Origin of the sequence: Tenuifilum sp. 4138str, assembly GCF_041102575.1 — a bacterium.
GTDB classification, from domain to species: Bacteria; Bacteroidota; Bacteroidia; order Bacteroidales; family Tenuifilaceae; genus Tenuifilum; species Tenuifilum osseticum.
The window spans coordinates 139,522-153,602 of record NZ_JBGCUE010000007.1 but is presented as its reverse complement, the minus strand read 5'-3'; the positions used below and the strand labels follow the sequence as shown (position 1 = coordinate 153,602).

The window sequence follows — 14,081 nt, the reverse complement described above, 5'->3', positions numbered from 1 at the left end:
CTGTGCCACCACCAAAGTTGTATGTTGCTATACAATACCATTTTTGTCATTATCCAGTGCAAATTAAAAAAAATAGTTTCTTTTTTGCAAGTTTTCACAAAATTATTCTATTTTTGTAAACAGAATCAGTTGGAAATGGCAAGATTAAACAACAACTACTTTTACAGCTACTACTTCTACTTTAGTAAGTGGGGGCTGGGTAATTGTTGTATATTATAAAAAGGTATAACCAGTTAACAATAAACCAGCCCCGCAATAGCGGGGCTTTTTTTATGAGTAAACGCACCTATATACTAGCCACTACAATGGTAACCTCATGTAAGGTTATGTTTTACTATTACTTTTTCTACTACCCCTAACCAGCGGGCTCAACTACACCATTTATTTAATGATATTAATTGAGCCCTGCCGGAAACAGGGCTTTTTAATTTAATAAAACTTAATGCAAATCAAATGCAACCAATAAAAGTAGCAATACAGGGTTTCAAGGGCGCTTTCCATCAGGATGCAGCAGAACTTTACTTCAATACACCTCTCGACCTGGTTGAATGCCTTACCTTCAAAGAGTTGGTTAACTCGGTTACCGAAGGACGAGCTGAAAAAGGTGTAATGGCTATTGAAAACTCATTAGTAGGAAGCATTCTGCAGAACTACACACTAATTCGAGAATCAGATTTAATCATTGAGGGAGAAGTTTTCCTGAGGATATCGCAGCACCTAATAGGCATAAGCGGTCAAAAGGTTGAGGATATAAAGGAGATTCACTCACATCCCATGGCAATTGCGCAATGCGATGATTTCATTCAGAGCATACCCCATTTAAAAGTATTTGCAACCCACGACACTGCCCTAAGTGCAAGGGATATTGCTTTGAACCAAATAAAAGGGGTTGCTGCCATAGCAAGCGAAAGAGCGGCAAGGGAATACGGATTGGAGGTGATTGCTAGTTCCATTGAATCGAACCATAATAACTATACCCGCTTTGTTGTCTTAGGTAAAACTACAAAACATTCCTATAGCTCTGCAAATAAAGCAAGTGTCGCATTTTCACTTGCCCACAAGGTTGGCAGCCTCCAAGCAGCGCTACAATCATTTTCCCGCTATGGCGTAAACCTAACCATGTTGCAATCGTTGCCACAAGTTGGCAACCCATGGGAATACTACTTCCATACCGATGCTGTTTTCCGTCATATCGACGATTTTGAGTTAGCCCTTGACTCATTAAAAACCATTGCTAACGAGGTTAAGGTTCTTGGAATATATACAACTGGCATCAAAACAAATTAATGATGGTATGGAACTAAAGAATTTAACCATTGCAGTTATTGGCTTAGGCCAAATTGGGGCTTCACTGGCAGCAGGATTAATGGGTAAGGTTAAAACCATCATTGGTTTTGACATTGAACCCATTAACGAAGAATTTTGCATGAACGCTGGTTTTATAGATACTTCCAATACACTGGAGGAGATTTGCCAAATGGCAGATGTTGTTGCAATAGCAACACCAGTTGACCAAGTAACGCAAATTGCATCAAGGATACTTAGTGCAAGTGTTAAGCCATTAGCTGTGTTCGATGTTGGATCTACAAAATCAATAATAAACATTGTACTCTCAACCCTTCCAGAACGGAGTAAATTTGTTTCGTCGCACCCTATGGCTGGAAGTGCAGAACAAGGTGCAGTAAATGCAAGCGCAAGCCTATTTAGGAATAAACTGGTTTACATATGCGATGAACACCTTTCTAGCAAGCAGGCGGTAGAATTAGTTACAGGGCTATGGGATTTACTGGGTGCAAGAGTTGAATTTATTGACTCCAACCAACACGACAAGCTAATGGCAAACGCATCGCACCTACCACAACTGGTGTCGTACGCCTTGGCAATTGCTTCAGTAAATAGAATTGGCTCTATAAATCAAACAATGGAGGCTGCATCCAGTGGATTTGATTCCATGACACGCTTGGCTAAAAGTAGCGCTAGCATGTGGCTACCCATAGTTAAGCAAAACAAGGAGAACATCCTCAGCGCAATTGTCGAGTTCCAGGAACAACTCAATCGGATTGAATTGGCAATTAGGCAAAACGACGACCAAACGTTACAATGGCTTATAGTTCAAGCAAATGGCATACGAAAAGCATTTGAAAATCAACAAAATCAAAACATACTAAACCATGGCAAACGAAAAGTTAAAAACTGAAGAAGGCACTAACCCATCAATCCAAAAAGATGCCAAGCCACTGATTATTGCAGGGCCTTGCAGTGCCGAGTCGCCACAACAACTGGTAGAAGTGGCTCAGGAACTTAAAAAGAATGGGTTTGTTAACTACATGCGGGCTGGAGTATGGAAGCCGCGCACAACCCCTAACTCATTTGAGGGCTATGGAACTGAAGCCCTAATCTGGCTTAACCAGGTAAAGCAGGAAACCGGTATGCCCTTTGCCACCGAGGTGGCAACCGAGAGGCATGTTTACGAGTGCCTGAAGTTCGGTGCCGATCTGCTATGGATTGGTGCACGCACCGTTTCCAATCCCTTTGCTATACAGGAAATTGCATCGGCTTTGAGGGGTGTTCAAATCCCGGTTCTGGTAAAAAATCCGTTAAGCCCCGACCTAAAGCTCTGGGAGGGTGCAATTAACCGACTAAGGCTGGCAGGAGTAAAAGAGGTTGGCGCCATACACCGGGGGTTTACCGTTTGGCACGCATCGCCTTTCCGAAACTTCCCAATGTGGGAGGTAGCCCTACAGCTAAAAGCTAACAATCCTGAGCTCAGGGTTATTTCAGACCCTAGCCATATCTCTGGCGATGCGCAGTATATTGAGCTACTCTCAAACCGCGCAATCAACCTTGGATTCGACGGGCTAATGGTTGAAGTACATCCAAACCCTAAGATAGCCCTTAGCGATGCCAAGCAACAGCTAACACCCAATCAATTTAACTTGTTGATTAGCAATATTTTTGAGGCAAAACAGGCTAATACAGAGCTAATGAATGAGCTAAGAGCTGAAATTGATGCCTTGGATGAATTACTTGTTTGGGCATTGTCAAACCGGATGGCGATAGCAACTGAAATAGCCCGCGTTAAAAGTGAAACGGGTCAAAAAATCATTCAACCCGACCGCTGGAACGAGGTATTAAACAGGGTGATTGGGAAGGGACATAAAATGGGGCTCAGAACTGATTTTGTGAAAAGACTTTTTAATAGCATCCATCGCGAATCGTTACAAACACAGGAAGCAATCACCCAAAACAGGACTGAAATGGTAAAATTTGGTTAACTTTGGCATAATCCTTAAATGCAAGAATGGAAACCATTTTAATTGAAGGCCAAAACGGTAAATCAACAATAATTGTTGACGAAAGATTTGAGGAAGTTACCAAATATCTTCCTAAAAAAAAGCATTTCATTATTACCGACAAAAACATTGAAAAGTATTATGCCACGGTGTTTCCAGAGGCACCCTTTTTCTCAATTAATCCGGGTGAACCATCAAAACAGTTAGGGTATATTGAGAGTATTTACCGCTGGTTGTTGGAGAACAACGCCGATCGTAATAGCTTTATACTGGGAATTGGAGGAGGTGTAGTTTGCGATATTGCTGGTTTTGTGGCTTCCACCTACATGCGTGGGGTTGAGTTTGGGTTTGTGTCAACCAGCTTACTTTCACAGGTTGATGCAAGTGTAGGCGGCAAAAATGGGGTTGACCTTGATGGATATAAGAATATTATTGGAACGTTTACCCAGCCCCGATTTGTGCTTTGCGATACTCGCTTGCTAAAAACATTGCCCCACGAGGAACTTGTGAATGGTTTCGCCGAGATGGTAAAGCATGCCCTAATCTCGGATATCAAACTTTTTGAACAGCTTGAGCACGACTGTATTGCTCTGCTTAACCTAAATCAACCTGAAATATCAAAACATATAGCGGAATCCATTAGAGTTAAAGCAAGCATTGTTACTGCCGATGAACGTGAAAGCGGAATTAGAAAGCTGCTCAATTTTGGCCATACATGGGGTCACGCCGTTGAAACACTAACCGGAATATCGCACGGTAAGGCGGTTAGCATTGGAATGGAGTTTGCCTGCAGGCTCTCCATGGAGAAAGGACTTATTAGCAACAGGGACTACCTGAGAATTATTAACCTGCTACAATCATTTGGACTCCCAACCTGCATGAACATTGAACCCAGTAGGGTATTCAAAACTCTGGTAAAGGACAAAAAGCGGAATGCCAACAGTATCGACTTTGTTCTTTTAATGGGAATTGGAGTCCCTAAAATTGAAACAATGGCATTAGAGGAACTAAAAAAGTTTGCAGAATAAAGGTTATGATGCATGAAAGCTATCCGCCCCGATATATGTGTTAGTATAGGAAATGTTGATTTCCATGCAATTAGCAATTTGCTACCCAAACTTTCGCTTGCCGAAATCAGGATTGATTTGCTCAATTTGAACAGGGATGAGCTAAAGCTGCTATTTGGCTTACACGATAACCTTATTGCAACCTACCGGCCTAAAGAGTCAGAATTCGATGTAATGCTTAATCTCCTTACTGATACTATTGGGTATGGCGCAGCCTGGGTTGATGTTGATATTGACACGCCTACTGAAATTATCAGGGAAATAACAGCTATAGCCCAAGCCGCTAACTGCAAGGTAATAATCTCATACCATAACTATACTGAAACCCCTACATATGCTAGGCTAAAAAAAATTACTGAGAATGCCCAAACCTATGATGTATCTTTAGTTAAAATAGCCTGTATGGCTAACAGTACTAGCGATTGCGCCCGCGTCCTTTCCCTTTATGAAGAAAATACCAGAATAGTTGCTTTTTGTATGGGGCAGGTTGGAACAATTACTCGCGTTGCGGCTCCATTACTAGGCGCCCCGTTCACCTATGCAGCATTACCCGGAAATCAAACTGCACCGGGTCAGCTTGACTATATATACTTAGAATCCCTACTTGACTCCCTAAAACCCCTATAGTATGGAAACCTACGCAGTTTTTGGTAATCCTATACTGCACAGCAAAAGCCCACAGCTATTCAATAGCGTTTTCAGGGGAATGGGTATCGATGCCAAATACACCAGGATTCGCCCCAGAAGTGCACATGACCTAACCAACATCATCCTAAACTATAGTATTAAAGGTGCTAATATTACCACACCCTTTAAGGAAGATGTTATCAAATACCTGAACCATGTTAGCGATGAAGTAGCCGAAATACACGGGGTAAATACCATAACCAACCAGAACGGCAAACTTACCGGTTACAATACCGATTGGAACGGTGTTGTAAATGCTTTGGTTAACGCAGGTGTTACCCTAATAGGTAGGAAAGTGCTGGTATTAGGTGCTGGTCCAGCTGCAACAGCTGCTGTATATGGACTGAAAAAAGCAGGTGCAGTGGTGCATATTGCCAACAGAACCACCCAAAAAGCCATTGAAATAGGTAAAAGACTAAACGTAAATTACATAGATTTTGACGAAGTTTCCCATAAACTCTCCTACTTTGAGGTAGTAGTTTCGGCTTTACTCCCTAACGCAAACCCTTTTTTGGGGGTTAACATACCCCGAAATCTAGTTCTACTCGATGCCAATTACCGCCCTTCGAGCCTAAGCGAGCAATTTATGAGCTTTGGGTGTAGGGTAATTTCAGGTAAGCAATGGCTTATCCATCAAGCAGTGGAGGCGTTTAAAATTTTTACTGGTAAAGCGCCTGATGTTGAAATCATGAGCGTAGCGGTAGAAAATGAGTTAACACTTAACTACCTGAAAGCCCAATGGATACAAAGGGTAGATAATAAAAAATTGTTTACTGATTACGATTTACTTATATCGGCAAGCAACGATAATGAATTTAAGCAATTCTTGGATGAAGAAATTAGTAAAACCTTCGGCAGTTAAAGGGACGGTTCAAGCGCCAGCATCGAAAAGCGTTGCCCAACGGGCAATTGCATTGGCAACCTTGGCCGAAGGACAATCGATAATTTACAATGCAGGCAACAGTAACGATTGCCTTGCCGCCATCGACACTTGTAAGAAACTTGGTGCCCATATAGTGGGCGATGGGAGCAAACTAACCATTACGGGAGGCCCCAAAAGCCCTAATGATACATTGCATTGTGGCGAATCGGGGTTAAGCATCAGGATGTTTGCTGCCATTGCATCCATATTCAATACGCCCGTAACCCTTACCGGTAGCGGCTCATTAACCAACCGCCCAATGAACATGGTTACCGATGGTTTAGCGCAGCTTGGCGTTAGGTGTACCACTAACAACGGGAAGTTACCAATTACTGTTCAGGGACCCATACAGGGTGGATACATTACTGTAGATGGCTCACAAAGTTCACAGGCACTTACCGGCTTACTCATGGCTTCGCCTTTTGCCCAAAACGATGTAACCATTAAGGTTGATAACTTGAATAGCAAACCATATATCGACCTTACCATAGAAACCATGAAGGCATTTGGCGTTAGGGTTGATGAACTGCCAGGCAACACTTACCGCATAGCCGTAAACCAGAAATATAAAGCCAGTAATTTTAACGTGGAGGGGGACTGGAGTGGAGCCGCATTCATGCTGGTGGCTGGGGCAATTGCAGGTGAGGTTGAGGTTATAAACATTAACCCAAAATCGTTACAAGCCGATAGGGCTATAGTTGAAGCCTTACTGAGTGCCGGAGCTTCGCTATCGATTCGTGAAAACAGCATAGTAGCCAAAAGAGCCAACCTGAAGGCTTTCGATTTTGATGCACGTAACTGTCCTGACCTTTTTCCGCCACTTGTGGCGCTTGCAGCTAACTGCAATGGACAGTCAAAAATACTTGGGGTAAACCGTTTACACGGAAAGGAATCGGACAGAGCGCTTACCCTACAGCAAGAGTTTGGGAAAATGGGCGTTAAAATTGAACTTGTTGGCAACCTGATGGTAGTAAATGGAACGAGTATCAAATCGGCAATTACATACTCGCATGGCGACCATCGCATTGCCATGGCATGTGCTGTTGCAGCACTTTCAGCAAACGGAGATGTTGAAATTGAGAATGCTGAGGCGGTAAACAAATCGTATCCAAACTTTTTTGACGATCTTTACAAAATGCAAGTCGATAATTTTTAGGGCAACCATATGAACACATTTGGTAGAATAGTCAGGGTCAGTATCTTTGGCGAATCGCATGGAGCCATGGTAGGTGTAACTATTGATGGCTTGCCACATGGAATAAAGCTAAATGCTGACGACTTTACAGACGATCTAGCCCGCCGTAGGGCTGGTGCAATAGGAACCACTCCCCGTGTTGAGGGCGATATACCCGAGATTGCTACTGGTTGGTTTAACGGCTACACTACAGGTGCCCCTTTAACAATACTCTTCAGGAATGAGAATACAAAATCGGGCGATTACGATAAGTTGAAAGATGTTCCCCGTCCCGGGCATTCCGATTTTGTTGCATACCATAAGTTTGACGGTTACAACGATTACCGCGGGGGCGGACATTTCTCGGGCCGACTAACCCTTGGGCTGGTTGCAGCCGGTGTGGTGGCCAAAAAGGTAATACCCCAGGTTAGCATTGAAGCAAGGCTCATTGAGGCAGGAGGCAAAACTAATATTGACGAAGCCATTGCCGAAGCCCAAAAGCAAAACGATTCCATAGGTGGAATTGTGGAATGCGTTGCCACGGGAATCCCCATAGGCCTCGGTGAACCATTTTTCGATTCAGCTGAATCGGTAATAAGCCATCTGGCGTTTTCCATTCCTGCCGTAAAAGGTATTGAGTTTGGCTCGGGTTTTGCAGCATCGCGTATGCGTGGTTCAGAACATAACGACCTGATTACTGACAGCTCTGGAAGCACAGCCACCAACCATGCCGGTGGAATAAATGGGGGTATTACTAACGGTAATCCATTGGTTTTCCGAATAGCAGTAAAACCCACATCAAGCATAGCAAAACCACAGCAAACCCTAAACCTTAAAACCAGAAAAACAGAATCACTAACAGTTCAGGGTAGGCATGATACCTGTATTGCGCTCAGGGTCCCTGTTGTTGCTGAAGCCATTACAGCAATTGCCCTTGCCGACTTACTGCTAACTGAACGGGCAAGAAAAAACCGGTGATATTCACCGGTTAAAAACGCGTTTACTACTCTTTCCCGCTGAGGTAGTCCTGTAGGTATGCGTATCGGGGAGTTAACTTGCCATCCTTTAGGACAGTTGCTCGCTCAATAACTCCCTCGCAATCGTCGCACAGTAAATGCGGTAGCACCTTATCAATAAGCAATCGGCCAAAAAACTCGCTGGCATCCCGTGGTAGCTCGCCGGGTAAATTATCAATTGACATAACGGTAACATTCATGCCACACGAAAATGCAGGTTCCTCCTTTCCGGTTGTTGGATTGAAGTCGAAGAAAGGATCGGCAATGGTTGAAGCCTTTATGGTTGAAGGTATTGGGCCGGGAATATCGCAACTTACATCGGCAATAATTGAAATCCTGAAATCGGGTTGCTTCATATCATCAACCGTGAAAAAGTGGGGCGAACGAAAATCCCAGTAATGGCAAGCAATAAACACATCGGCAGTATGAGCATAGGGTAAGAAAGTGCTTACGTGGTCGGCTGGGTTACTCACCCAGTTATCCCACTCAAAAGGTTTATCATCCTTGCGCTTGGCATAGTGCCATGGATCCAAACGGGTGTAAACCGGATGATCAAATTCCCTGGATAAGAACTCCTCGTGAGTAACCTCAACAACATTGGCTTGCCCAAGCACCTCCTGTGCTCCACCAGCCACCCTGCCTCCACCGGTAATAACAAACTTAAGTGCGGGCAACCTAATTTCACTCAAAACGCCTTTAAGCTCATTGTAATCGTGAAGCGTATGAGCAGGGGGTAACTCGCCCAACTTGTGTTTTAGGTAAATTGCCCTTAAGGCATTGTATGCTCCAACTACACCAGCCCAATGGCCAAAGGCCACTAAGCGCACCCCGTTCTTGTCAGTCAAATACTCGTAATCAATAACTGTATTGCTATTTTCGGCAAATGCCTGAATAAGTTTCTGATTATGCGGTTGTTTTTTAGCCACGTGGGCAAATTCCATGTATGTTTTACCCGGGATTATAGTTGGGATTTTAGTCTCCTTTACACCGATAAGTAAGTCGCAATCCGATAAATCATCCTGTAACTTTACCCCAACGCGTAGATATTCATCATCCTTATAGCACCTTAGCTCGCTGGGTTGAACCACCACATCAACGTTTTCAAACTTATTCATTACCTCAACAACCTGTTCAGGCGTTAGGGCAACCCGCCTATCGGGTGGCGTTTTGGTTTCCTTTAAAATACCAATCTTATAATGTTTAGGCATACGGCTTGGTTTTAACTTTTTTTAGCAAAAATTGAATTTTGCGAAACTAATAAAACGAAATCACATTTTAAAAATTTTTTATGGCGTTGTTAAAATTTTCACAATCGGGTTACATATTATCATAATAATAGTCAAATTACTTTCATATTATTACTGGGGCTTCAAGTAAAAAAGATGTATTTCAAACGTTTTCAGCACATTAACTCTCAAGTACTACTTTGCAAATTGTTGTAAAGCATGAAAAAAATCAGGTAATAGTATTAACTTTGCGTGGGCTTAAAAATTATTACTAACCATCATAACAATCAAACTGAAATGGGAAAAGAGAAAAAGTTCATTACATGTGATGGTAACTATGCTGCTGCGCATATAGCATATATGTTTAGCGAGGTTGCAGCTATTTACCCCATCACCCCATCATCCACCATGGCCGAGTATGTAGACGAGTGGTCGGCATTTGGTCGAAAGAACATATTTGGCGACACAGTAAAGGTGGTTGAAATGCAAAGCGAAGCTGGTGCTGCAGGAGCAGTGCATGGTTCGTTGCAATCAGGTGCATTAACATCAACCTTCACCGCATCGCAAGGGTTGTTGCTGATGATCCCCAACATGTATAAAATTTCGGGAGAGTTACTCCCGGGTGTATTCCACGTTTCTGCTCGTAGCATTGCAGCCCAGGCGTTGTCAATCTTTGGCGACCACAGCGACGTGATGAGCACTCGCCAGTGCGGTTTTGCCATGTTGGCTACCGGTGGTGTTCAGGAAGTGATGGACCTTGCCGGTGTGGCTCACCTGGCTGCCATCAAAACCAGAGTTCCTTTCCTTCACTTCTTCGATGGTTTCAGAACATCGCACGAGATTCAAAAGATCGAAGTTTTAGAGAACGACGATTTGGCTCCGCTCATCGACCAGAAAGCCCTACAGGCTTTCCGCGACAGGGCTCTCAACCCTGAACATCCTGTTACACGCGGTACAGCCCAAAACCCCGATATCTACTTCCAGACTCGTGAGGCTGCTAACAAGTTCTACGATGCCGTTCCCGATGTTGTGGAAGCATACATGCAGGAAATTACCAAGCTAACCGGTCGCGAGTACCACCCATTCAACTACTACGGTGACCCCAACGCTGAGAATATCATCATTGCAATGGGTTCAGTTACCGATACCCTTAAGGAAACCGTTGACTACCTGATGTCGAAAGGCGAAAAGGTTGGTGTGCTTATTGTTCACCTGTACCGTCCGTTCTCGGCAAAATACTTCTTCAAGGTTCTTCCCAAGAGCGTTAAGCGCATAGCAGTTCTTGACCGCACCAAGGAACCCGGTGCCAATGGCGATCCTTTATACCTTGATGTTAAGGATCTATTCTATAGCATGGAAAACGCTCCTCTTGTTGTTGGAGGCCGTTACGGCTTAAGCTCCAAGGACACAACTCCAGCTCAAATGATTGCTGTGTTTGAGAACCTTAAGATGAAAGAACCCAAGAACCAGTTCACCGTTGGTATTGTTGACGATGTAACCTTTAAGTCGTTACCTGTAGGCCAAGAAATCAACCTTTCACCAAAGGGTACATTCCAGGCTAAATTTTACGGCTTGGGCTCCGACGGTACTGTTGGTGCTAACAAGAACTCAATCAAGATTATTGGTGATAATACCCAAAAATACTGCCAGGCCTACTTTGCCTACGACTCAAAGAAATCGGGAGGTATTACCGTATCGCACCTGCGTTTTGGCGACCAGCCCATTCGCTCGCCCTACCTTGTAAACACCCCCGATTTTGTGGCTTGCCACGTTCAGGCTTACCTTGGTAAGTACGATATGCTCAAAGGGTTACAAAAGGGCGGTACCTTCCTGCTCAACACCATTTGGAGCATCGATGAGGTTAAGGAAAAATTACCAAACTCGGTAAAAAAATACCTTGCCCAGAATAACATCAACTTCTACATAATCAACGCAACGCAAATTGCAGAAGAGATAGGTTTAGGTAACCGCACCAACACCATAATGCAAAGCGCATTCTTTAAGATTGCCAACGTAATTCCTTACGAACTGGCAGTTAAGGAGATGAAGAAGGCCATTGAGAAATCATACGGCCGCAAGGGTGAAGAGGTGCTTAAAATGAACTACGCTGCTGTTGATAGGGGTGGTGATGTAATTAAAATTCAGGTTCCGGCAGAGTGGGCAAACCTTGAACCCGAGAAACAATCAGAGATTGCAGGCGCTCCCGAATTCATTAATAAAGTAGTGCTACCAATTAACCTACAAAAGGGCGACGATTTACCTGTAAGTGCTTTCATTGATCGTGAGGATGGTACTTTCCCTGCAGGCACCACCAAGTACGAGAAACGCGGTATTGCAGTTAATGTACCCGAATGGATACCCGAAAACTGTATCCAATGTAACCAGTGCTCATACGTTTGTCCCCATGCTGCTATCCGTCCGTTCCTACTAACCGATGAGGAACTAAAGAACGCTCCCGAAGGAACAAAGACCGTTCGTGGCAATGGCGGAATCAAGGATTACAACTTCCGCATTCAGGTAAGCGTACTTGACTGTACTGGTTGCGGTAACTGTGCCGATGTTTGTCCTGCCAAGACTAAAGCCCTTGTGATGAAACCCATCGAAACCCAGATGGCCGAAGCTGAACGCTTCGATTACATGCACGAAAAGGTGGGTTACAAGGATGTACTTGGTAAAGAGAAATCGGTAAAGAACAGCCAGTTTGCTCAGCCTCTATTTGAGTTCAGCGGAGCTTGTGCAGGCTGTGGTGAAACCCCATACATCAAGGCTATTACTCAACTTTATGGCGATAGAATGATTGTTGCTAACGCCACAGGTTGCTCATCTATCTATGGTGGTTCAGCTCCTTCAACACCATACACTGCCAACAAGGATGGCAAAGGTGTTGCTTGGGCTAACTCACTATTTGAGGACAATGCTGAGTACGGTTTTGGTATAGCAACTGGTGTGGCTAAGCTGCGCGAGCGCATAGCCCTGAAACTCCAGGAGGCCCTAAACGAGAACTTTGCTGCTGAAACTAAGGAAGCCATGAAAGAGTGGCTTGCCGGTAAAGACAATGCAGAGCAATCGCGTGTAGCATCGGCAAAACTCATTGCTGCACTTGAAAAAGAAAATAGCCCTATAGCAAAGGAACTGCTCAACCTGAAGCAGTACTTTGAAAAGAAATCGGTTTGGATATTTGGTGGCGATGGCTGGGCATATGATATTGGTTTTGGCGGTCTTGACCATGTACTTTCAACCGGTGAGGATGTTAATATTTTAGTAATGGATACCGAAGTGTACTCCAATACCGGTGGTCAGGCTTCAAAATCAACTCCTGCTGCTGCTGTAGCCAAGTTTGCTGCATCGGGTAAGCGCGTTCGCAAGAAAGACCTTGGCATGATGGCCATGTCGTACGGATACGTTTACGTTGCCCAGGTAGCCATGGGGGCTGACCATAACCAGTACTTCAAAGCCATTAAGGAAGCCGAAGCCTACCCCGGACCTTCGTTGATCATTGCTTACTCACCCTGTATCAACCATGGTATACGCAAGGGTATGGGCGCAACCCAGAATGAGGCCAAAATGGCCGTGAAGTCAGGCTACTGGCAGCTTTACCGTTACAACCCCATGCTTGAGGCTGAAGGAAAGAACCCCTTCCAGCTCGACTCCAAGGAGCCAGAATGGAACCTGTTCCAGGATTTCCTAAAAGGGGAAGTGCGCTACACATCGTTACTGCTCTCGTTCCCTCAACAAGCCGAGGAACTGTTCAAGGCCGCCGAGGAGAATGCTAAGTGGCGTTACAACACTTACAAAAAAATGGCTGGTAACGAGTAACCCGTTGATATGTATATAAAAAAAGCCGCCTTTGTGCGGCTTTTTTTTATTGTTAGCTCAAATGTTTTGATTATTTTCTTATTTTAGCATATATATTAATTTTAGTTAAAATAGTTTCCCGCAACCGGCATAAATGTCTAGGCTTCTAACCATACCATTTTTGCTTTTAGCAACCATCGCAATTGGCCAGTACGATCCTGTTTACCGTAACTTCACCGTAAACGATGGACTTGCTGGGAATGAGGTATTCCATGTGATTCAGGATTCAAAGGGCTACATCTGGATGGCAACCAGTACAGGCGTTAGCAGGTTCGACGGCTACTCTTTCAAAAATTTCGATGTGCAATCGGGGCTTGTGGATAATATTGTTTTTGAAATATACGAGGACTACAAGGGTCGAATTTGGTTTATCCCATACTCAGGAGCACTCTGCTACTATGAAAATGGCAAAATAATCCCCTACCCTCACAACAATAAGATACGGCAAAACATGCCAGCCAAATCAAAAGGGCCTATTAAGATGGCGTTCTATGTGGATACCCTTGATAATGTTTACATGGGAGTAAAAGAGTATGGCATTTTTCAAATTACACCAGAAGGTATTTTCCGAAAAATTGACGGTATTAACAGCGAAGGGTTAGCTGTTATAAATGAATTTAACGGAAAAAAATATTAATCTCAAATCCCGATAAACCTCTAAAGCAAGAGCTAATTATAAATTCGCCCAGTAAAACTACCCGAATACCAATAAATGCAGTATTTAACGGGAGCAACCCCGTTCATGCCTTTGGTCTAAAAGTTAACGATTCAACGCTTTACATCTCGCTCGATGAAACCATTTCGTGTTTTGTTAACAATAAGCTGAAATGGGTTGATAAAC

11 protein-coding genes are annotated in these 14,081 nt (G+C 43.9%); 10 read left to right on the top strand and 1 reads right to left on the bottom strand.

The window, feature by feature from the left end:
* Nucleotides 1–453 precede the first annotated feature (453 nt).
* The 8 genes from AB6811_RS08515 to AB6811_RS08480 are packed head-to-tail and all read left to right on the top strand — an operon-like array spanning nucleotide 454 to nucleotide 8,121.
* Nucleotides 454–1,287 (top strand): prephenate dehydratase, encoded by an 834-nt coding sequence (locus AB6811_RS08515; protein WP_369490023.1) that lies wholly within the window; start codon nucleotides 454–456, stop codon nucleotides 1,285–1,287.
* A 7-nt stretch (nucleotides 1,288–1,294) separates the two neighbouring features.
* Nucleotides 1,295–2,197: a prephenate dehydrogenase gene (locus tag AB6811_RS08510; RefSeq protein WP_369490022.1), complete on the top strand. Its 903-nt coding sequence runs from the start codon at nucleotides 1,295–1,297 to the stop codon at nucleotides 2,195–2,197.
* A complete protein-coding gene (locus AB6811_RS08505) occupies nucleotides 2,172–3,275 on the top strand; it encodes a chorismate mutase (protein ID WP_369490021.1) in 1,104 nt (367 codons plus the stop codon). Before AB6811_RS08510 ends, AB6811_RS08505 begins: the two co-directional genes overlap by 26 nt.
* A 26-nt stretch (nucleotides 3,276–3,301) precedes the next feature.
* A complete protein-coding gene (gene aroB / locus AB6811_RS08500; RefSeq protein WP_369490020.1) occupies nucleotides 3,302–4,321 on the top strand; it encodes a 3-dehydroquinate synthase in 1,020 nt (339 codons plus the stop codon).
* Nucleotides 4,322–4,333: 12 nt separating this feature from the next.
* On the top strand, nucleotides 4,334–4,987 hold the full coding sequence (locus AB6811_RS08495; protein WP_321623073.1) for a type I 3-dehydroquinate dehydratase: 654 nt from the start codon (nucleotides 4,334–4,336) through the stop codon (nucleotides 4,985–4,987).
* 1 nt (nucleotide 4,988) lies between these two features.
* Complete coding sequence (locus AB6811_RS08490; protein ID WP_321623074.1) at nucleotides 4,989–5,909, top strand: shikimate dehydrogenase family protein; 921 nt, start codon at nucleotides 4,989–4,991, stop codon at nucleotides 5,907–5,909.
* Complete coding sequence (gene aroA / locus AB6811_RS08485) at nucleotides 5,878–7,125, top strand: 3-phosphoshikimate 1-carboxyvinyltransferase (protein WP_369490019.1); 1,248 nt, start codon at nucleotides 5,878–5,880, stop codon at nucleotides 7,123–7,125. Before AB6811_RS08490 ends, aroA begins: the two co-directional genes overlap by 32 nt.
* Nucleotides 7,126–7,134: 9 nt before the next feature.
* Nucleotides 7,135–8,121 (top strand): chorismate synthase, encoded by a 987-nt coding sequence (locus tag AB6811_RS08480; RefSeq protein ID WP_369490018.1) that lies wholly within the window; start codon nucleotides 7,135–7,137, stop codon nucleotides 8,119–8,121.
* Nucleotides 8,122–8,146: 25 nt separating this feature from the next.
* On the opposite strand, the gene AB6811_RS08475 is transcribed toward AB6811_RS08480, so the two are convergent.
* Nucleotides 8,147–9,367, bottom strand: a complete 1,221-nt coding sequence (locus tag AB6811_RS08475) for an NAD(P)-dependent oxidoreductase (protein WP_369490017.1) — start codon at nucleotides 9,365–9,367, stop codon at nucleotides 8,147–8,149.
* 315 nt (nucleotides 9,368–9,682) lie between these two features.
* On the opposite strand from AB6811_RS08475, the gene nifJ reads away from it, so the two are divergent.
* Nucleotides 9,683–13,201: a pyruvate:ferredoxin (flavodoxin) oxidoreductase gene (nifJ, locus tag AB6811_RS08470; RefSeq protein ID WP_369490016.1), complete on the top strand. Its 3,519-nt coding sequence runs from the start codon at nucleotides 9,683–9,685 to the stop codon at nucleotides 13,199–13,201.
* Between the two features lie 133 nt (nucleotides 13,202–13,334).
* A complete protein-coding gene (locus AB6811_RS08465) occupies nucleotides 13,335–13,877 on the top strand; it encodes a ligand-binding sensor domain-containing protein (RefSeq protein ID WP_369490015.1) in 543 nt (180 codons plus the stop codon).
* Nucleotides 13,878–14,081: the final 204 nt, after the last annotated feature.

Coding starts and splice junctions, on each gene's coding strand:
- AB6811_RS08515 (WP_369490023.1), top strand. CDS start 454: ATGCAACCAATAAAAGTAGCAATACAGGGTTTCAAGGGCGCTTTCCAT.
- AB6811_RS08510 (WP_369490022.1), top strand. CDS start 1,295: ATGGAACTAAAGAATTTAACCATTGCAGTTATTGGCTTAGGCCAAATT.
- AB6811_RS08505 (WP_369490021.1), top strand. CDS start 2,172: ATGGCAAACGAAAAGTTAAAAACTGAAGAAGGCACTAACCCATCAATC.
- aroB (WP_369490020.1), top strand. CDS start 3,302: ATGGAAACCATTTTAATTGAAGGCCAAAACGGTAAATCAACAATAATT.
- AB6811_RS08495 (WP_321623073.1), top strand. CDS start 4,334: ATGAAAGCTATCCGCCCCGATATATGTGTTAGTATAGGAAATGTTGAT.
- AB6811_RS08490 (WP_321623074.1), top strand. CDS start 4,989: ATGGAAACCTACGCAGTTTTTGGTAATCCTATACTGCACAGCAAAAGC.
- aroA (WP_369490019.1), top strand. CDS start 5,878: ATGAAGAAATTAGTAAAACCTTCGGCAGTTAAAGGGACGGTTCAAGCG.
- AB6811_RS08480 (WP_369490018.1), top strand. CDS start 7,135: ATGAACACATTTGGTAGAATAGTCAGGGTCAGTATCTTTGGCGAATCG.
- AB6811_RS08475 (WP_369490017.1), bottom strand. CDS start 9,367: ATGCCTAAACATTATAAGATTGGTATTTTAAAGGAAACCAAAACGCCA.
- nifJ (WP_369490016.1), top strand. CDS start 9,683: ATGGGAAAAGAGAAAAAGTTCATTACATGTGATGGTAACTATGCTGCT.
- AB6811_RS08465 (WP_369490015.1), top strand. CDS start 13,335: ATGTCTAGGCTTCTAACCATACCATTTTTGCTTTTAGCAACCATCGCA.